This is a genomic window from Arthrobacter sp. ISL-65 (assembly GCF_018613795.1).
In the GTDB taxonomy this organism is placed as follows: domain Bacteria; phylum Actinomycetota; class Actinomycetes; order Actinomycetales; family Micrococcaceae; genus Arthrobacter.
Window position 1 is genome coordinate 21,712 of record NZ_JAGGPN010000005.1, and the last position, 18,155, is coordinate 39,866.

The window sequence follows — 18,155 nt, forward strand, 5'->3', positions numbered from 1 at the left end:
GACGGTGGACCGGGAGGCCGGGACTGAGGGTTCATAACTTCCAGACGGTTTATATGACTTCCAGACAGGGTGTTCGCCATGGACTACGAGATCAGCGGTTTGCCGATGCATGTGTTGCTCGTCCACGCCACGGTGGTCTTCGTTCCGTTGGCGGCCCTTTGCACGCTGCTCAGCCTTCTGTGGCCCGCCGCCCGACGGCGTTTGGGGATCGTCACGCCGCTGGTCGCCCTGTTGGCGCTTGTCCTGGTGCCGGTCACTGCGGCGGCGGGCGCCTGGCTGCTGGACCGTGTTGATTCCACGCCGCGGATCAACGCCCATATGCAGCTTGCCGGGATGCTCCTGCCGTGGGTGGTGGGTGTGTTCCTTGTTGCCCTCGCCCAGTGGCTGTGGTTCCGCTACGGCACCACACAGGGAGAGGGGATGAGGCGGCGAATGGGCGCCGCCGGGTCCCGCATCGCCGGCATTGTCGCCGTCGTGGTCGCCCTGGTGCTTTGCAGCGGTGCGGTGGCCACTGTGGCGCTGATCGGGGAGTCGGGGTCCAGGGCGGTATGGGAAGGATCCTTCCGGACCGGGGCCGAGGACTAAGAAGATCTCTTCCCGGGCGGCGTGTTTCTGCCTAAGGTGGACCCATGGGAACACTGATCTTCGAGTAATGGACGCTCCATGGCGGCCCCAGTCCACTGTCGACCCGTTCGCTGTTGACCATCACTGTTGGCCGCCGTGCCCGGCATTCACCGCCGCAACTAACTCCGCCTGTTCAGGTTTCTGCCTTCGCAATGCTTCTTCGCTGAAGCAGGGCTTCTTTGCTATCCGGTAACGGCGGAATTACGGATCTAAATATGGGGAACACTTCATTTCATCGCGGAAAGGAAGAACAAATGGCCGACTCCCACAACGGAAGCAGCATCAAGCCGGATGTCGCTGCGCATCTGGCGGAATCGATGGACACGCCGGCGCTGCCCACTCCCGAGACCCTGGCCGTAACCGCGGCAATGGGCGGGGCAAAGCAGTGGCCGGATGGCAACGGCAAACGGCGCCACCCCAAGGAACACGGCGCAAGCCCCGGCCGTGTGGGACAGGGCGCTGCTGTGACAGCGGTCCACCGGACCGGCCGTCCGCAGATGCCGCACTCGTCCTGACCAGCTGAAAATACGAAACCAGGCCTGGCGACGCCCGAAATTCGTGCGTCGCCAGGTATTTTCATGTGGCGACTGGGGCAGTCAGGGCTGGTTCTTCAGGACTGCGGGGATTCCATCACCACCTCCGCCGGTTCCTTGTCCAGCCGCCAGCCACGCCACACGGGGTGGCGAAGCTTGCCGCTCCCGGTCCACTCACCGAAGGTCACCTCACCCACCAGGGCCGGGTTTACCCAGCGCGCGTCCGCCGCGTCCGCCGAAGGAACGTTATCGAACGGCGGCGTCTCCTGCGCCAGCCCCTCCATCTTTTTCCGCAGCTCCTCGAGTTCACGCATGCTGAAGCCACTTCCCACGCGGCCCACATACCGCAGCGTCTTGCCGTCCGGGATGCCCACCAGCAGTGATCCCACGCTGTTGGACCGGTCGCCCTTGCCGGGACGCCAGCCGCCCACCACCACTTCCTGGGTCTGTTCGATCTTGAGCTTGATCCACGTATGGGTCCGTTGCCCGCTCACATAACGGCTGTCCGCGCGCTTAGCCATCACGCCTTCCAAACCCAACTCGCGGGCACTTTCCAGAATGTGTTCCACCTTCTCGTCCAGGGTCTCCGACAGTTCCACCGGGCACTCGCCGGGCTCGAGGAAGTCGGCGAGACGTTCCCGCCGCTTCCTCAGGGGCAGCCTGCGCAGGTCATCGCCGTCGTCGGCCAGCAGGTCAAAGAGCATCATCCGTACCGGGATGGTGGCACGGGCCCGCTTCACGTCGCCCGGCCTGGTCAGCTTCATCCTTCCCTGCAGGAGCCCGAAGTCGGGCCGCCCGGAAGGCCCGACGGCGAAGATCTCGCCGTCAGCGATGAAGTCCTGCGGGGGCCAGAAGCTCCTGTCCGTGAATTCGGGATAGCTGGCCGACATGTCGTTGCCGTTCCGGCTCAGGAGCCTGATCCGATCACCGTCCGCCACCACGAGCGCACGGATTCCGTCCCACTTGAGTTCGAAGAGCCAGTCGCTGCCATGCAGGTCCGCCAGGGTGCCCGCCGAGGCGAGCATGGGGGCCGGCTCCTCCTGGAGGGAGCTGCCGCGGGGTGCTGCCGGCCTGGAAGTCGCTGCACGGGCCGGACTGGCCGGTACCTTGGGGCTCGCCGCCTCTTTGGTGCCGCCCGGCTTTTTCCGTGTTCCCGGAACCCTGTCCATTAGGTGGATGAGCCACTGCGACTCCTCGCCGTGGCCTTTTCCGGTATGGATCAGGGCGAACCTCCTGGTACCGCCAAGCCCGCCGCCCTCACGGCCCGTCAGGGTGGCAATGACTTCCTTGCCGTTGACCCATTTTTCGAGCTCATAGACACCCTTGTCCCAGATGCTGACGCTGCCCGCCCCGTACTCGCCCTTGGGGATGTCGCCCTCAAAATCGGCGTAGTCCATGGGGTGGTCTTCGGTCTGTACCGCCAGGTGATTCTTGTCCCCTGACTCCGGCACGCCCTTCGGCAGCGCCCAGGAGACAAGCACGCCCTCGTGCTCCAGCCGGAAGTCGAAGTGGAGCCGGCTGGCATGGTGCTCCTGGATGACGAAGATCTCCTTGCCCGCCTTCGCCGCAATGCCGTCGGCCTTTGCCGCGTGGTGCTCTTCCGCGGTGAACGGCTCAGGTGTCGTGCCTTGGTCGCGCAGGGAGCGGTACTTGTTCAGCCGGGGATCCGCGTGCCCGCCGCCGCGCGGTCCGGCGGTTTTCGTGAGTGCGGGGTCCGGGTGGGCTGTGTTCGCGTTGCCGGCGCCGTCAGCTCGGCCAGCTCCGGTGTGGCCTGGGGCTGGGCCAGGGTGCCCGGTGGCTGCACTGACCGGGGCGAAGGGATCCTTGCCGGCCGCCACCCGGCGCATGACCTCCTCGTAGTCCAGGTGCTTGAGCGACGGCGAACTCAACTCCCGCCAGGTCCGCGGGGCCGCCACGGTGGGGTGCAGGCGCCCGCGGAGCGAATACGGAACGATGGTGGTCTTCGCGGCGTTGTTTTGGCTCCAGTCCACCAGGACCTTTCCCGTCCTGAGGGTCTTCTTCATGTCGCTGACCGCCAGGTCCGGATGGTCGGCCTCCAGGGCCCGGGCCAGTTCACGGGCGAAGGCGGAAACCTCATCCGAGGTCTGTGTCCCGTTCAGGACGGCGTACAGATGGATCCCCTTGCTGCCGCTGGTGACCGGAATGGGATCAAGTCCTACGTCCTGCAGGATGGTCCGCGCCAGCTTGGCCACCTCCACGCATTCTGGCAGTCCCGCGCCTTCCCCGGGATCGAGGTCCAGGACCAGCCGATCGGGAGGCAGGGCACTGCCGTGGGAGTCCACCGTCCACTGCGGCACGTGGATCTCCAGCGAGGCGATCTGTGCCAGCCACGTGAGGGTGGCCGGATCATTAACCAGCGGATAGTAGTTGGTGTTGGTCTTGTGCGTGATGGCGGCGCGGGGCACCCAGCCCGGGGCAGACTCGTCCAGGTTCTTCTGGAAAAACATCTCGCCGGGCTGGTCGGCGGTTCCTACTCCGTGCACCCACCTCTTGCGGGTTGCCGGGCGATTCCTGGCAGCCGGGATCAGCACCGGGGCCACAGCGGCGTAATAGGCGATGACGTCCGCCTTCGTGGTGCCGGTGGCGGGATACATCACCTTGTCGAGGTTCGTCAGGGTCAGTTCGCGGCCGCCGACCCGCACGCGTTCCTTACCGCCGGCCATGGGGCTTCACCTCCGGCCCTGTGTGCTGTTGACTTGTCCCATGAGAGCCATCTGGAAAGGCGCCATCGCGTTCGGGCTGGTCAACGTCCCGGTGAAGGTCTACAGCGCCACCGAGGACCATGACATCAGCCTCCATCAGGTGCACAACGCCGACGGCGGCCGGATCCGCTACCAGCGCCGCTGTGAGGTCTGCAGCGAGGTCGTTGATTACTCCGACATCGAGAAGGCGTACGAGGACGACGGCCGGACGGTGATCCTCACCAAGGAGGAGCTCAAAGCCATTCCCGCGGAGAACAGCCACGAGATCGAAGTGGTGCAGTTTGTGCCCTCGGACCAGCTTGACCCGATCATGTTCGAGAAGAGCTATTACCTGGAGCCGGACTCCAAGTCGCCCAAGGCCTACATGCTGCTGCGCCGGGCCTTGGAGGATACCGAGCGCGTGGCCGTTGTGCAGTTCGCACTGCGGGACAAGACCCGGCTGGGTGCCTTGCGGATCCGCGACGACATTCTTATGCTCCAGGCGCTGCTGTGGGCGGACGAAGTCCGGGAAGCAGCGTTTCCATCCTTGGACACATCGATCCGTATCTCCGCGCAGGAACGCGAGATGTCCGCCGCGCTGGTGGAGTCCATGGCGTCCGACTTCGAGCCCGAGCAGTTCACCGATGACTACCAGGCACAGCTTCGTCAGCTTATAGAGGCGAAGCTGGAAAAGGGCGACGCGCTGGACACGGAGGAGACGTTCGGTGCCGAGGCCGAGGGTGGCAACGGCGAAGTGATCGACCTGATGGAGGCCCTGAAGCGCAGCCTCGACAAGAAGCGCGGGCGAGGGGCGGCCGCACCGGAGTCGCCTGAAGAGGAGTCGCCTGAAGAGGAGTCGGCTGACGACGAGCCGGCTGAACCCGCCAAGCGCGCCGGTCGCAGCACCGGCGGCGGCAGGGCCGGCAGCAGCCGGAGCAGCGCCGCCAAAAAAGACACTGAGGATTCCGGGGCCGAAACTGCCAAGAGCGATACAGCCAGGACCCGGAGCAAGACTGCCGGCGCTGCCAAGACGAGTGCTGCTTCCAAAACCGCTACCGGGTCGAAGACCGGCACTGCTTCCAAGACCGGTACTGCGTCGACGACAGGCGCGGCGGCCAAATCCACGGCGAAGACCGCACGGAAAGGCGCCTGAGAGAGCGGGCGCCCCACCGCGCGGCTGCACGTGCACCCGCTTAGGAATTCCTGAGCGCAGAGACGAGTTCGCTCTTTTTCTTGCCTGAATACCCTTTGAGGCCGATTTCCTTGGCTTTGGCCTTGAGCTGATCAACGGTCCAGTCCTCGTAGTCGCCGGACTTGCCGCCCTTGCGGCCCACCTCGGAGCGTCCCTTCTTGGCCGCCGCGTTGGAGACGCGGGCAGCCTTCTGTTTCGAGGCCCCCTCGTCGCGGAGCTCTTCGTAGAGTTTGGGATCTTTCAGGCTGGGGGTCTTCTTTTCTGGCATGGCTACCTCCGTGAGGGAACGATCGGTCGCATGCGAACGAACGCTGGATCAGGTCAGTGGGCTCCCGGACTGTCCACTTCGCCCCGGTCCACAGCGGCACGCCAGGCGCCCGTCTCGATGCCCCTGGTTTCGATGAACTCCTTGAACCGCGCCAGGTCGGAGGACACCTGCTGCTCATCAACGTGGGCGGCGGCTCCGGCCCTCTCCAGCAGGCTCTCCGGCTCCCATTCGAGTTCCACGTTCACTCGGCAGAGGTCCTCGCCCAGGCTCTCGAAGGTGACCCTGCCGGCGTTGCGGGGCTTGTCCGTGCTGACCCATGAGATGCACCGGTCCGGCGTCTGTTCGAGGATCTGCGCGTCGTATTCGCGCTTGACGCCCGCCACCCTGGTGCGGAAATGGAGGGAGGTTTCGTCGATTTGTTCGACGGACTCGACCCCCTTCATGAAGCGGGGGAACGATTCGAACTGTGTCCACTGGTTGTAGGCGGTGCTGACTGGTACCTCGACGTCCACGCTTTCCTGCAAGGTTTCCACTCTGTCATCCTCCTTCAGCCCGGCAGTTCCGCCGGTCATTCGAATGGCTGGCCACAGTTCCAAGCTAGCGGGGCACAGAACCAAAAACAAGAAACTACTAAGGTTGCTTACTTCCGCGTAATATCCCGCTGATCAGGCGCGATGTCCCCCCTCGGTCACCCACCAGCAGCAAAATTCCTGCGGAAACGGCTACGGCCGGCCTCGGCGGCAGTCCACCTAGGGGAGCTGCTGCGGAAACCGGCCGTAAGTCGGCGCGGTGCCTATTCGGCGTCGTGATCCGTTTCCAGGATCTGGACCAAGCGCTCGAGGGCGGCATCGGCGCCATCACCCTCTGCCCGGAGCACCACAACGTCGCCGTGCGATGCGCCAAGGCTCATGAGGGAAAGGATGCTGGCGGCGTCCATTGCTTCGTCGGCAGGCTCCCCTTCGCGGGCGATGGTGATGTCGAGGTCAAACTCGCCCGCGGCCTCGGCGAAGATGGCGGCGGGGCGGGCGTGCAGGCCTACGCGGCTGGCGACGGTTGCGTTACGTTCGGACATTTCTGCTCCTTGCAATTGCAGTGCGGGTTGGAATGCTGAAGGACAGCGGGGGTCAGACAGTTACAGGGACGGACTCCACCGTATCAACGGCCTTGCGGGCAGCCCAGCGCTTGAGGGCCACCACGATGAGGGCCGTGACCACGGTTCCCGCCAGGATGGACAAGATGAACATCAGCACGTTGCCGATGGCGAAGAACACGAAGATGCCGCCGTGGGGTGCCTGTGACGTGACGCCGAAGGCCATGGTGAGGGCACCGGTGACTGCTCCGCCGACCATGCTGGCGGGGATGACGCGGAGCGGGTCGGCTGCCGCGAACGGAATGGCGCCCTCGGAGATGAAGGAGGCACCCAGCAGCCAGGCTGCCTTGCCGTTTTCGCGCTCGGCCAGGCTGAAGACCTTCTTGTCCAGGACGGTGGCCAGGGCCATTGCCAGCGGCGGCACCATGCCGGCGGCCATCACCGTGGCCATGATCTGCCAGGGTGCCTGGTTGGTGGCGCTGCCGGCGCCGAGGCCAGCCACGGCGAAGGCGTAGGCCACCTTGTTCACGGGGCCGCCGAGGTCGAAGCACATCATGAGGCCGAGGATGATGCCCAGGACGACGGCCGAGGCGCCGGACATGCCGGAGAGCCAGGTGTTCAGGCCGACGGTGATGGCGGCAATGGGTCCGCCCAGGAACAGGAACATCGCGCCGGACGCGATGATGGAGGCCAGCAGCGGAATGATGACGACGGGCATCAGGCCGCGGAGCCAGCGCGGCACTGACCATGTTCCGATCAGGTGGGCGATGTAGCCGGCGAGCAGGCCGCCGACGATACCGCCGAGGAAGCCGGCACCCATGAAGCCGGAGACGGCACCGGCAACGAAGCCCGGTGCAATACCCGGACGGTCGGCGATTGCGTAGGCAATGTAGCCTGCGAGGGCGGGAACCAGGAAGCCCATGGACAGGGCACCGATCTTGAAGAAAACGGTGCCCAGGTACAGGGCGAGGTTGCCGTCAGGAAGGTTGACCAGGGAGTTGTTGGCCAGGATGTCGTTGGCCTTGGTGCCCAAAGCGATGTCGAAACCGGCAAGCAGGAAGCCCAGCGCGATGAGCAGGCCGCCGCCGGCCACGAACGGGATCATGTAGCTCACGCCGGTGAGCAGTGCCCTCTTCAGCTTCTGACCGATGTGCTCGCCCTTTTCGGCGGCTTCCTTTTCGGCCTGCTCCTCGGCGCCAAAGTGCGGAACACGGCGGGCGTGCGGGTTGTCCGCGGCGTCCAGGGCTTCCTGGACCATCTTGGCGGGCTCGTCGATGCCGCGCTTGACCGGTGCGTTGATGACCGGCTTGCCGGCGAAGCGCTCCTTGCCTCGAACGTCCACGTCGACGGCGAAGATCACGGCGTTTGCAGCAGCGATGACGGCAGGGTCCAGCGGCTTGGCGCCCGAGGAACCCTGGGTTTCGACCTGCAGGTCCACGCCCATTTCCAGGGCTGCGGCCACGAGGGAGTCCGCCGCCATATAGGTGTGCGCGATACCGGTGGGGCAGGCGGTGACGGCAACGAGGCGCCTCGGTCCAGCAGAAGCACCACCGCCGGAAGCAGCTCCGGCAGCGCCGGTGGCAGCACCCGCGGAAGCGGCCGCGGTCTCGGCAGGTACAGCAGCGGCAGCCGGCTTGTCCGCCAGCGCGTTGTCCACGAGCTCCACGATTTCCTCCCGCGAGGCGGCCGCGCGGAGCGCACCCGTGAAGTCCTTCTTAATCAAGGAGCGGGCGAGCTTGGACAGCAGCTTCAGGTGCTCCTGGTCGGCTCCGGCCGGTGCAGCGATGAAGAAGATGAGGTCGGCGGGGCCGTCCTTGGCGCCGAAGTCGACGGGCTGGGACAGGCGTGCCATGGCGAGGGTGGGTTCGGTTACGGCGGCCGAACGGCAGTGCGGGATGGCAATGCCCCCGGGCACGCCTGTTGCGGTCTTCTGCTCGCGGGCGAAGGCATCGGTGAAGAGGCCTTCAACTTCGCTTGCGCGTCCGTTGGCGGCAACACGGCCGGCCAGGTGCCGGATCACGTCCTCGGGCGAATTGCCCAGGTTCTGGTCAAGTTCGACCAGGTCCGCGGTGATGAGCTGAGTCACTGTCAATCCTTCCGGAGGGCCGTGATGGTTACGGCGTCGGGGGTTGTTTGGTGGACTGCCGGAACGGTGGAGCCCGGCAGGGAAGCGGCGGCGGCGCCATGCGCCACAGCCTGGCGGAGGCAGTCAGCCGGGGCGGCGCCCTGGCTGGCGGCCAGCAGGTAGCCGGCCAGCGACGAGTCGCCCGCGCCGACTGTACTGACTGCGGTGACCGGCGGGTGCGTGGCCAGCCACGCCCCGTCGGCCGTCACGAGGACAGCGCCCTTTGAACCGAGCGTTGCCAACACGGCCCCCACACCGGAACGCACGACGGCGGCAGCTGCCGCGGCGGCAGCGTACGGATCCGCTTCGAGTTCCTCAGCCGTGCTTGCCGAGGAGAAACCTGCTGCTGCGGCCAGTTCCGCCAGCTCCTCGGCATTGGGTTTGAGCAGGTCCGGTTTTCCGGACGCCGCTCCTATTGCGTCGCCGGCGACGGCCGCTGCCAGGGGAGCACCGGAGGAGTCGACAGCAATCTTCGGAACGCCCGCCCCGGCGTCGGCATTGCGCAGCCGCCGGGTGACTGTGGCGTAGAAATCAGCGGGAACACCGGGCGGAAGCGAACCCGCCAGGACCACCCAGCTGGCTCCGCGCGAACGTTCCAGGAGCAGGCTGATCAGCGCCTCCTGGGCGTCCTCGGCGAGGACCGGGCCGGGTTCGTTGATCTTGGTGGTCACACCGCCGGGCTCCGTCAGGGCCACGTTGGTGCGCAGCGCTTCGTGGATGGCGAGCGACGCGAAGGGCACGCCTTCGTCCCGCAGGCCAGCCAGCACGGGATCGGATTCGGCGCCGGGCAGCACCGCAAGTGTCTCGAGGCCGGAGGTCACGAGGGCGCGGGAAACATTGACTCCCTTGCCGCCGGACTCCTGGCGGACGGAAACTGCGCGCTGGACTTCGCCCCGCTCGAGCGGGCCGGGCAGCGCCACCGTCCGGTCCAGGCTGGGGTTGGCTGTGAGGGTGACAATCATGCGACTACCACCTCCACTCCGGCTTCGGCGAGGGCCGCAGCTAGTTCGGAGCCGGGTTTGCGGTCAGTGATCACGGTATCCAGATCTTTCAACGAGGCGAACTGGACGAGCGTTTCCGCTTCCAGCTTGGACGAATCGGCCAGGACCACAATGCGGCGTGCCGAATGGACGAAGGCAGCCTTGACTGCGGCTTCTTCAGAATCTGGTGTGCTGAGGCCAAAGCTGGCGTGGATGCCGTTGGTCCCCACGAAGGCGATGTCCGGTCGCAGCTTGCCGGCCGCTTCCACAGTCCCCTGGCCCACGGCGGCCTGCGTGAGCCCGCGGACCCGGCCGCCCAGAATCTGCAGGGCTATGCCGGGTGTGCTGGCCAGCTTGGCGGCGATGGGAACGGCGTGGGTGATGACCAGGAGCTCCTGGCCCGCATCGGCCGGCTTGGCAGGACTTGCCGCACCGCGGCGGGCCAGAAGGTCGGCGAGGACTTCAGTGGTGGAACCGGCATCGAGGAGGATGCTGCTGGAGGGGCCCTTCGGCAGGAAGCCGAGGGCGGCCTCGGCGATGCGCAGCTTCTGCGCCTGCCGCTGGATGGTCCGTTCGAGGATGCTCTCCTCCGTGGTGCTGAAGCGGTCTGCGGAGACGGCCCCGCCATGAACGCGGCGCACCGTGCCAGCCGATTCCAGGGCAGCCAGGTCCCGGCGGACGGTTTCGGTGGTGATGCGGAATCGCTCGGCGAGGTCGGTCACGCTGGCGCGGCCGCTGGCTGCGACGAGCCCGGCGATCTGCTGCTGACGCTCCTCGGCAAACACATACCCTCCATTGCGTACTGACTGCATTGCATCTCCTGCAGCGCGTCTTTCCTGCACCTGTCGATTGCTTCGATCCGTTCCATCGTGACCGCTGTCACAGATCTGCAAGTACTTGACTTTATCTTCGTTCATGTTGGTTTGTCAATGAAAAACCACAGAAAACCAAAAGCGCCGGACCTGACCCGAAGGTCCGGTCCGGCGCTGCCTGGTGCATTCACTGCTGCCCGTTCGTTTCCGCGCCGCGCTAAAGGCCGTTGTCGCGGCTTTCGTTCCGGGTGATCCTCTCGCCCGTGTTGGGATCCACGACGGAGCGTGTCTCGCTGACGCGGCGGCTCCTGCCCGGGGAAGCAATGACCAGCGAGGCGATGAGGCCGATGACGCCGACGGCCATCAGGATGTAGCCGATCAGTGTCAGATCCACATTGGGGATAAGGCCCGGCGTGACGGCCCAGGCGAGGATGGCGCCGAGGGCGATAAGGAAGATGGAGGAACCGATTCTCATGACTTGCTCCTTGCGTTCGCGGACTTCTCGCAACCCTGGTTCGTGCGGTTGGCGATGCCTCATTTGCTAAGCATGCTGTCAAGCGTCAGGCTACATCCCGGTATCTCCGGTTTCAATCAAATGCGCAGGTCAGCGGCGGGCGGGCTTTCCGAGGACTCGCTAGGCTGATCGGATGGAGACGGTTGTGTGGTCCAAGCCGGAGGAGGAGCGTGCCGGTACCCCGCTGCTGGTAATGATGCACGGCTACGGCACCGACGAATCCAGGATGGTTAATCTCTTCGACGATCTGCCCAAGGAATTCACCTGTGCCGCGCTGCGGGCGCCCATGCCAATCGCGAACGGCTACGGCTGGTTCCTGCTGGACTATTTCCTGACCAACGATTTTGCCGACGTCATCGCGGCCGCCAATTCCGTGTTCTCCTGGATCGACTCAGCCAGGCCGCTCCACACCAGCGTAAGCCTGCTGGGCTATTCGCAGGGGATGGCCATGGCGAGCACGCTCCTGCGCCTGCGGCCGCAGGGCTTCCCGGCAGTGGTGGGGCTTTCCGGGTTCGTCCTGGACAACGACCTGCTGGCGCTCAGCGAGTCCCTTGGCGAGCGTCCCCCATTCTTCTGGGGGAGGGACAAAGCCGACCTCGTGATCAACGGTGACGCAACGGCCTTCACGGAGGAATGGCTGAACACGCACACCCGGCTCACGGCGCGCACCTATCCCGGCATGGGCCACGCCATGTCCAAAGCCGAGATGGTTGACGTCAGTGCGTTCCTGCGGCATTACGTCCTGGCCTGAGCCGGGCTCCAGCCGAAGCGGAACCGAATGGAAACCATGGGAACCGCCCGGGAATCAGCAGGGGAATTAAAAACAGTTGCCGGGCAAAACTGCAAGCGCTTACACTCTTCTTCGGCCGGAATCCGGCCATCAGTCGCCCGCCCGGCGGTGGGCGGCTGGCAGTGCACGACCCAAGAGTGTTCGAAAGGGCAGGACCGCGCCATGCATCCTTGCGCCACCCATCCCGCGGGGATGTTCCGCTGGCTTGCCCTGAACCGCCCGCGCCCTCATCATGGACGTAGGAAAAAAATCGTGCGCCCGCGCATGGAAGCGTTCTGCCTGGCCCGCAACGCCGCGGTGCACGTGGCGGAACCGCGCGAATTCACGCGCCGGACATAACCCGGCCGGTACCTAACCGAACCGGCCGCGCAAAGCAGTGGGATGCGGCCTTTGCGGCCAGGGCAACGCAGCCCGGTCCGCGCAAAACGCCGGCCTGTCCTTCAAGCTGCAGAACCACCCAAGCGGAACCTTCCGGGCTGCGGCGCCCGGAGCGGCAGGTCCTGCAGGCATACCGCACCCTTTTGGTCACCGGCGACCACGTTCCTGGTAATCCCCAACATATTGCTGTCCGACCCCCCGAAAGGACACGGAACTAAGCATGACCGAAACCCTGAATACCAGCGCTGGCAGCCGGCCGAACAGCTGGACCGGCGCCGCCGCCATCCTCTTCGACTTGGACGGCGTGCTCACGCCCACCGCCGTGGTCCACGAGCGCGCCTGGCAGGAGCTGTTCGACGGTTACCTCGAAACCGTCCCCGAAAAGGACGGGTACCGTGAGAGCGACTACTTCGACCACATCGACGGCAAGCCAAGGTTCGACGGCGTCCGGGACTTCCTGACGTCCCGCGGCATCACCCTTCCCGAGGGCCCCGCCGACGACCATCCGGACAACATCACAATCCAGGGCCTCGGCAACCGGAAAAACAGGATCTTCAACGACATTGTCAGCGCAGGGGTGGAGCCCTATGCGGGATCGGTGCGTTTCCTGGAAGCCGCGCTGGACCGCGGACTGAAGGTCGCCGTCGTCTCCTCATCAAGGAACGCCCCTTCGGTGCTGCGTTCGGCAGGGCTGGCGGACCGATTCGTGGTGGTCGTGGACGGCGTCGTGGCCGCCGAGGAAGGGCTGCCCGGCAAGCCGGACCCCGCAACCTATGAGTATGCCGCCCGGCTCCTGGAGCTGCCCAGCGAGCAGTGCGTCGTCGTCGAGGACGCCGTGTCCGGCGTGCAGGCGGGCAGCGCCGGCAGTTTCCATTCGGTCATCGGCGTGGACCGCGGTGCCGGGCGGCAGACGCTGCTCGACGCCGGCGCCACCCTTGTGGTCAGCGACCTCGAGGAACTTCTCTAGTCCCGCAGCCCAGGGCCGCAACCGGGGACCCCGCCAGCCCCGACAGAACTTCCAGCACCATTTTCGACCGTCTAAGGAACGCCTCTCATGGCACTCATCAACGCTGACCGCGTCCGCTTCCCCAATGATCCCTGGAAGCTCGTGGAAACGAGCCACGAACCCGGCGACGCCGGGACGCTCGAAACGCTTTTTGCGCTCGGCAACGGCCACCTCGGTGTCCGGGGTGCCCACTGGGCCGCGGCGGATGCCGCGCTGCCCGGCAGCTTCATCAACGGGTTCCATGAGATCTGGGACATCAAACACGCCGAGAACGCCTTTGGGTTCGCACGCACGGGCCAGCGCATCCTCTACATTCCGGATGCCAATAACTTCACCGTGCTCATCGACGGCGAAATGCTCAGCCTTTCCGAATCCACTGTCCTGGACTACCGCCGGTCCGTGGACTTCGCCACCGGCATCTATGAGTGCTGCATCGTGTGGCAGTGCCGTTCCGGCGCCACGGTGACCACGGTGGAACGACGGGCCGTGGGCTTCGAAGCGCGCGGCAGCCTGGGCATCTCCCTGGAGGTTTCGGCCGACCGGGAAGTCTCCGCCGACGTCACCTCGTCAATCATCAACCGCCAGGACCAGCCGGTGGAGGACCACTCCGCCCATGACCCGCGCCGCGCGGGCCGGCACGCAGGCCGGGTCCTGCTGCCCTTCAGAATGGAGGGCGGCGGCGGTTCGCTGCGCCTGTCGTGGGAGGCCGCGGAGTCGAAGCAGCGGGTGGGGATCGCCGTCGATCACTGGACGTCCGCCGGCCACCAGCCGTTCGATACCCTCGTGGACCAGGACGACAGCAGCGTCCGCTATGTGTTGGCGATTGCCGCCGAGGAGCCGTTCCGGCTCGAAAAGAGCGTCAGCTACGCCGTGGCCCGGGGTACCCGGACGGGTCTGCCCGGCGCCGCCGACGCGGAGGCGGGGGAGGACCCGGCGGACGCGGCCGAAGCGGGGCTGAAGCCCGTCGGCGACGTCTTCGCCGAAAGCGAGGCGCACTACCGCAGCTACTGGGCCAGCGCCGACATCGAGGTGGGCGGGCAGCCGGAACTCCAGCAGGCCATCCGCTGGAACCTCTTCCAGCTTGCGCAGGCCACCGCAAGGGCCGGCGTCGCCGGTATCCCGGCCAAGGGTGTCACCGGCTCGGGCTACGACGGGCACTACTTCTGGGACCAGGAGGTCTACCTCCTGCCGTACCTGACGTATTCAAACCCCGACGGCGCGCGCCAGGTTTTGGAGTTCCGTCACGAGATGCTCCCGGACGCCAAGATCCGTGCCAAGGAGCTGAGCGTGGACGGCGCGCTTTTTCCCTGGCGCACCATCAACGGCCTGGAAGCGAGCGCGTACTACGCTGCCGGCACTGCGCAGTTCCACATCGCCGCTGCCATTGCTTTCGCCACCAACAGGTACGTCTGGGCTAGCGGCGATTCCGAGTTCTGCGCCGGGATGGGTGCCGACCTGCTGATCGAAACCGCCCGCATGTGGGTTTCCTTGGGCTTCTTCGGCAAGGACGGCCTGTTCCACATCCACGGCGTGACGGGGCCGGACGAGTACACCGCGGTGGTGAACGACAACCTCTATACGAACGTCATGGCACGGTTTAACCTGCGGGCCGCCGCCGCGTTGAACCACCCGGCAGTGGACGACGCTGAGCGGGAGCTGTGGGAGGCGGCCGCAGAGCGGATCCAGCTTCCGTTCGATGAGCGTTTCCAGGTGTACTCGCAGGACAACGACTTCATGACCCTTGAGCCGTGGGACTGGACGACGCCGCGCTCCAAGTACCCGCTGCTGCTGAACTTCCATCCGCTGGTGATCTACCGCCACCAGGTGCTGAAGCAGGCGGACACGGTGCTTGCCATGTTCCTGCAGTGGCAGGAGTTCACGGCCGAGGAAAAGCGCCGGGCCTTCGATTTCTACGATCCCATCACCACGGGGGATTCCACGCTCTCGGCGTGCGTCCAAGGGATCATGGCCGCGGAGGTGGGTTACCGCAAGGCTGCCCTGGAGCACTTCACGAATGCCGTGTTCATTGACCTGGACAACTCCCACGGCAACACGATCGACGGCGTCCACATCGCCTCCACCGGCGGAGTGTGGAGCTCATTGGTGTGCGGCTTCGCAGGGCTCCGCGACCAGGGGCCCGTGCCGTTCTTTGATCCGCGGCTGCCCGAAGAATGGGACACCCTTCGCTTCCAGCTGAGGCTGCAGGGCCGCCCGCTCCTGGTGGAACTCGATCAGGACGCCATTACTCTGACGGTCCTCGAGGGCGAAGCGCTGGACGTCGACGTACGCGGGGTGCGGTTCGCAGTGGCTTCTCAGCCAGTGCGCGTTCCCCTGGATCCTGTACACGTGCCCGAGCCCTCGATGTTCCCGAGCGGGCCGCCGACGGCGAGCCTCCCGGTGGTGCGCGCGCGCGAGTGACGGGGCTTGTGACGCGGGGGCTAGGTGGTGGCTTCGGTGGGCAGGGGGCCGAGGCGGTCGAGCGGATGAGCGATTTCATCCGCTGACATCCGGGCCACCAGCAGGGCCGCCACCGCCATGACCGGGCGCACCCCGCTGCAGTGTTCCCCAGATGACCATGTCCACAGTGCCTGTGGCGGCGAAAATGAAAAGTGCCATCGCCAGCGGCCGGAAATTATCCATGAGGCCCACCGCCGCCAGCGGCAAGGTGCCCGCTCCCCAGCACGCCATCATGACCGTCAGGTAGCGGCGCGGGAGCCGGGCTGGCGCCGTGACCAGGGAGGCCACGGCGCTGCCCAGTACCATGACGGCCAGCAGGAAACCGAACGCGCGGGGGGAGGGGCACACGGCGATCTTAGGCCGAGCCCTGCCTGGTGGAACGAGCCCGGCGGGATAGGCTCTAGCCATGGGGAACACACCGGCCAGGCCGGGGCGGCGCAACGTGGCGCTGATCGGCGCAAACTTTGGCCTTGCCCTGCACCCCGTGGACCGGAACGGCGTCCATATTGCAGGCGAACCCGCCAGTTGCTTTGCTTCGTTCTGGGTGGCTGACTGGTCCCGGTGGGGAACTGGAACGGTCCTTATGGTGGCCACGCTCCAGGGCTGGCGCAGCTACGGCTCCAACGAATTTTTCGCCTCGTCCCTCGCCACCGAACTGACGCGCTTCTTTCCGGAGGCCGCGCGCTTTCCGCTCGCCGGGGTCAGCCACACCCAGGACGAGTTCGACGTCGAACTGGACCTTGAACGCGGGTTTCGGGCGACCGGGCGGCGGGCCGCCCTCGAAATCTCCGGGGTGCTGGACCGGCGGCTGTTCTCCGCACCCGACTTCCAGCTGGGTCCCGCCAGTGCCTCGATGAGCAACGTCTACCACCCCTGCAGCGGGGGTAAACTCTCCGAGTTCGGGGTCGAATGGCCCGGCGCCGCGACGGTCTACCCCGGACCGCGCGGGCCTTCCTCCTCCGCGTACATGGCGGTGGCCGAGTCCTGGTCGATGTGACGGCCTGGATCAGCAGCGACAGGGTGATCAGCATGCTTGGTATGTTGGTGTGTGGCCTAGTGTTAAGGCTAGACGGCGGTATCCGCTGCCTGTTGTTCCGACGTAGAGGTGATGATGGCCACGCGACGCAATCCCGCGATGAGAATCGCGCAGGAAACAGCCCACAACGCCGTGTTCGACGATCACGGCAAACCCAAGCCCGGAGTCCACAACCTGCTGCTGCGGGCCGTGGAGATCCAGCGTCCGCTGGTGGTGGCGAACATCCGCCGGCTCCAGCGCCGCAATCCGCGGGCATCCGCCGCCCAGCTCGCTGACATCCTTGAACGCGACTATCTTCGGGCAGTCACCGGCGGGGGAGCGCTGGTGGGGGCCACCGCCGTCGTTCCCGGAGTCGGCACTGTGGCGTCGCTGGGCCTCTCCGCCGCCGCCACGGTTGGCTTCCTCGAGGCGACAGCCCTCTACGCCACCTCGCTGGCCGAGCTTCACGGGATTCGGATGACCGACCCGGAGAAGGCCAGCACCCTGGTGATGGCCGTGATGCTCGGCGAGGAGGGGACCGCGCTGCTTGGTTCGCTCAGCGGCCAGGCCATGGGCCGGGGCAAGGGTGCCAGCCAGGCCTGGGGAAACGTGCTGGCGGGCAGGATGTCGTCGTCCGGGGCCGGTTTCATCCGCGAGCGAATGCAGAAGGCATTCCTGCGGAACCTGCTCAGGAGGCAGGGAACCGCCCTGTTCGGACGTGCGCTGCCGTTCGGTATCGGAGCGGTGGTGGGGGGCGCGGGAAACCTCATGATGGGCCGCACCGTCGTGGCGAACGCAAAAGAGGCCTTTGGGCCCATGCCGGACACTGTGCCGGGGGAGCTCAAGCCTGTGGAAACGGCAGGCCCCTCGTTGGAACCTGGCAGACTGGAACCTGGCACAAGGGAAGGTGGTACGGGTGGATTTGAACGCTGACCTCGGGGAGTCCTTCGGCTCCTGGAACATGGGTGATGATGCGGCCATGTTCGAGCTCATCACCAGCGCCAACGTGGCTTGCGGCTTCCATGCCGGGGACCCCGTGACGATGCTGGACAGCTGCCGCGCCGCCTATGAACTGGACGTCACGGTCGGCGCCCACGTCGGCTACCGGGACCTCGCCGGCTTCGGACGCCGCTCCCTGGACATGTCCTTCGACGAGCTGTTCGGCGACGTCCTGTACCAGCTCGGTGCACTGGACGGAGTTGCGCATGCGGTGGGCGCCACAGTGGACTACGTCAAGCCGCACGGTGCCCTTTACAACCGGGCGTTCCACGACGCCGAGCAGGCTGCCGCGCTGGTGGCAGCCATCCAGGCCTACGACCCCGGCCTGCCCATACTGGGGCTTCCGGGGTCCGAGCTGCTGAAGCAGGCCCAGGACGCGGGGCATCCTGTTTTCCGTGAGGCGTTTGTGGACCGCGCCTACCTGCCGGACGGCACACTGGTGCCGCGCTCGCAGGAAGGTGCCGTGCTGCACGACGTCGGGCCGATCGTTGAGCGGGCAGTTCGCCTGGCGCTCAAGGGCGAGGTAGTGGCGGTGGACGGGACCGTGGTCCGGGTCGACCCCGATTCGCTCTGCATCCATGGCGACACCCCCGGCGCCGTGGAAATGGCTGCCGCCGTCCGGGCAGGTCTTGAGGAAAACGGAGTCGAACTGACGCCGTTCGCTTAAGGG

Annotated in this window: 18 protein-coding genes; 9 read left to right on the forward strand and 9 right to left on the reverse strand. The window is 66.1% G+C overall.

Going from position 1 to position 18,155, the window contains the following annotated elements; genetic code table 11:
* Positions 1-78 precede the first annotated feature (78 nt).
* Both J7I85_RS01905 and J7I85_RS01910 read left to right on the forward strand, forming a co-directional pair.
* On the forward strand, positions 79-585 hold the full coding sequence (locus tag J7I85_RS01905; protein ID WP_214845894.1) for a DUF2231 domain-containing protein: 507 nt from the start codon (positions 79-81) through the stop codon (positions 583-585).
* Positions 586-878: 293 nt separating this feature from the next.
* Positions 879-1,139 (forward strand): hypothetical protein, encoded by a 261-nt coding sequence (locus J7I85_RS01910; protein ID WP_214845895.1) that lies wholly within the window; start codon positions 879-881, stop codon positions 1,137-1,139.
* 95 nt (positions 1,140-1,234) lie between these two features.
* Here J7I85_RS01910 and J7I85_RS01915 read toward each other — a convergent pair whose 3' ends face one another.
* Positions 1,235-3,841 (reverse strand): ATP-dependent DNA ligase, encoded by a 2,607-nt coding sequence (locus J7I85_RS01915; protein ID WP_214845897.1) that lies wholly within the window; start codon positions 3,839-3,841, stop codon positions 1,235-1,237.
* Between the two features lie 40 nt (positions 3,842-3,881).
* Here J7I85_RS01915 and J7I85_RS01920 point away from each other — a divergent pair, with 40 nt between their 5' ends.
* The gene (locus J7I85_RS01920; protein WP_214845912.1) at positions 3,882-5,012 is read left to right on the forward strand and encodes a Ku protein; all 1,131 of its coding nucleotides are present in this window, start codon (positions 3,882-3,884) and stop codon (positions 5,010-5,012) included.
* Between the two features lie 40 nt (positions 5,013-5,052).
* Here the strand turns inward: J7I85_RS01920 and J7I85_RS01925 are convergent, their stop codons facing one another.
* The 7 genes from J7I85_RS01925 to J7I85_RS01955 form a co-directional block, all read right to left on the reverse strand.
* Positions 5,053-5,319 carry a Rho termination factor N-terminal domain-containing protein gene (locus J7I85_RS01925; RefSeq protein WP_214845914.1) on the reverse strand — a complete coding sequence of 89 codons (267 nt, stop codon included), beginning with the start codon at positions 5,317-5,319 and terminating at the stop codon, positions 5,053-5,055.
* 53 nt (positions 5,320-5,372) lie between these two features.
* Positions 5,373-5,852 (reverse strand): SRPBCC family protein, encoded by a 480-nt coding sequence (locus J7I85_RS01930; protein ID WP_214845916.1) that lies wholly within the window; start codon positions 5,850-5,852, stop codon positions 5,373-5,375.
* 260 nt (positions 5,853-6,112) lie between these two features.
* The gene (locus J7I85_RS01935; protein ID WP_102972873.1) at positions 6,113-6,391 is read right to left on the reverse strand and encodes an HPr family phosphocarrier protein; all 279 of its coding nucleotides are present in this window, start codon (positions 6,389-6,391) and stop codon (positions 6,113-6,115) included.
* Between the two features lie 52 nt (positions 6,392-6,443).
* On the reverse strand, positions 6,444-8,495 hold the full coding sequence (locus J7I85_RS01940) for a fructose-specific PTS transporter subunit EIIC (protein WP_214845918.1): 2,052 nt from the start codon (positions 8,493-8,495) through the stop codon (positions 6,444-6,446).
* 2 nt (positions 8,496-8,497) lie between these two features.
* The gene (locus J7I85_RS01945) at positions 8,498-9,496 is read right to left on the reverse strand and encodes a 1-phosphofructokinase family hexose kinase (RefSeq protein ID WP_214845920.1); all 999 of its coding nucleotides are present in this window, start codon (positions 9,494-9,496) and stop codon (positions 8,498-8,500) included.
* Complete coding sequence (locus J7I85_RS01950; protein WP_214846097.1) at positions 9,493-10,299, reverse strand: DeoR/GlpR family DNA-binding transcription regulator; 807 nt, start codon at positions 10,297-10,299, stop codon at positions 9,493-9,495. The genes J7I85_RS01945 and J7I85_RS01950 overlap by 4 nt, the downstream gene beginning before the upstream one ends.
* Before the next feature lie 244 nt (positions 10,300-10,543).
* Positions 10,544-10,801 (reverse strand): DUF6458 family protein, encoded by a 258-nt coding sequence (locus tag J7I85_RS01955; protein ID WP_214845922.1) that lies wholly within the window; start codon positions 10,799-10,801, stop codon positions 10,544-10,546.
* A 172-nt stretch (positions 10,802-10,973) separates the two neighbouring features.
* Here J7I85_RS01955 and J7I85_RS01960 point away from each other — a divergent pair, with 172 nt between their 5' ends.
* From J7I85_RS01960 to J7I85_RS01970, 3 genes are all read left to right on the forward strand, one after another.
* On the forward strand, positions 10,974-11,591 hold the full coding sequence (locus J7I85_RS01960) for an alpha/beta hydrolase (RefSeq protein ID WP_214845924.1): 618 nt from the start codon (positions 10,974-10,976) through the stop codon (positions 11,589-11,591).
* Between the two features lie 637 nt (positions 11,592-12,228).
* Positions 12,229-12,975 (forward strand): HAD family phosphatase, encoded by a 747-nt coding sequence (locus J7I85_RS01965; protein ID WP_214845932.1) that lies wholly within the window; start codon positions 12,229-12,231, stop codon positions 12,973-12,975.
* Positions 12,976-13,062: 87 nt separating this feature from the next.
* Entirely contained in the window at positions 13,063-15,432 is a 2,370-nt protein-coding gene (locus J7I85_RS01970) for a glycoside hydrolase family 65 protein (RefSeq protein WP_214845934.1), read from the forward strand.
* A gap of 75 nt (positions 15,433-15,507) precedes the next feature.
* On the opposite strand, the gene J7I85_RS01975 is transcribed toward J7I85_RS01970, so the two are convergent.
* Positions 15,508-15,819 (reverse strand): hypothetical protein, encoded by a 312-nt coding sequence (locus J7I85_RS01975; RefSeq protein ID WP_374102419.1) that lies wholly within the window; start codon positions 15,817-15,819, stop codon positions 15,508-15,510.
* A 58-nt stretch (positions 15,820-15,877) separates the two neighbouring features.
* Here J7I85_RS01975 and J7I85_RS01980 point away from each other — a divergent pair, with 58 nt between their 5' ends.
* The 3 genes from J7I85_RS01980 (at position 15,878) to J7I85_RS01990 (ending at position 18,152) form a co-directional block, all read left to right on the forward strand.
* Positions 15,878-16,468, forward strand: a complete 591-nt coding sequence (locus J7I85_RS01980; RefSeq protein WP_214845936.1) for a hypothetical protein — start codon at positions 15,878-15,880, stop codon at positions 16,466-16,468.
* Positions 16,469-16,582: 114 nt separating this feature from the next.
* A complete protein-coding gene (locus J7I85_RS01985; protein ID WP_251023830.1) occupies positions 16,583-17,419 on the forward strand; it encodes a hypothetical protein in 837 nt (278 codons plus the stop codon).
* The gene (locus J7I85_RS01990) at positions 17,403-18,152 is read left to right on the forward strand and encodes a LamB/YcsF family protein (protein ID WP_214845938.1); all 750 of its coding nucleotides are present in this window, start codon (positions 17,403-17,405) and stop codon (positions 18,150-18,152) included. The genes J7I85_RS01985 and J7I85_RS01990 overlap by 17 nt, the downstream gene beginning before the upstream one ends.
* The last annotated feature ends 3 nt before the right edge of the window (positions 18,153-18,155 follow it).

Bases quoted from the DNA above. Each gene is read 5' to 3' on its own strand.
- J7I85_RS01910 (WP_214845895.1), top strand. From the start codon at position 879: ATGGCCGACTCCCACAACGGAAGCAGCATCAAGCCGGATGTCGCTGCG.
- J7I85_RS01905 (WP_214845894.1), top strand. From the start codon at position 79: ATGGACTACGAGATCAGCGGTTTGCCGATGCATGTGTTGCTCGTCCAC.
- J7I85_RS01980 (WP_214845936.1), top strand. From the start codon at position 15,878: ATGGGGAACACACCGGCCAGGCCGGGGCGGCGCAACGTGGCGCTGATC.
- J7I85_RS01970 (WP_214845934.1), top strand. From the start codon at position 13,063: ATGGCACTCATCAACGCTGACCGCGTCCGCTTCCCCAATGATCCCTGG.
- J7I85_RS01925 (WP_214845914.1), bottom strand. From the start codon at position 5,319: ATGCCAGAAAAGAAGACCCCCAGCCTGAAAGATCCCAAACTCTACGAA.
- J7I85_RS01955 (WP_214845922.1), bottom strand. From the start codon at position 10,801: ATGAGAATCGGTTCCTCCATCTTCCTTATCGCCCTCGGCGCCATCCTC.
- J7I85_RS01920 (WP_214845912.1), top strand. From the start codon at position 3,882: ATGAGAGCCATCTGGAAAGGCGCCATCGCGTTCGGGCTGGTCAACGTC.
- J7I85_RS01945 (WP_214845920.1), bottom strand. From the start codon at position 9,496: ATGATTGTCACCCTCACAGCCAACCCCAGCCTGGACCGGACGGTGGCG.
- J7I85_RS01935 (WP_102972873.1), bottom strand. From the start codon at position 6,391: ATGTCCGAACGTAACGCAACCGTCGCCAGCCGCGTAGGCCTGCACGCC.
- J7I85_RS01915 (WP_214845897.1), bottom strand. From the start codon at position 3,841: ATGGCCGGCGGTAAGGAACGCGTGCGGGTCGGCGGCCGCGAACTGACC.
- J7I85_RS01960 (WP_214845924.1), top strand. From the start codon at position 10,974: ATGGAGACGGTTGTGTGGTCCAAGCCGGAGGAGGAGCGTGCCGGTACC.
- J7I85_RS01965 (WP_214845932.1), top strand. From the start codon at position 12,229: ATGACCGAAACCCTGAATACCAGCGCTGGCAGCCGGCCGAACAGCTGG.
- J7I85_RS01985 (WP_251023830.1), top strand. From the start codon at position 16,583: ATGGCCACGCGACGCAATCCCGCGATGAGAATCGCGCAGGAAACAGCC.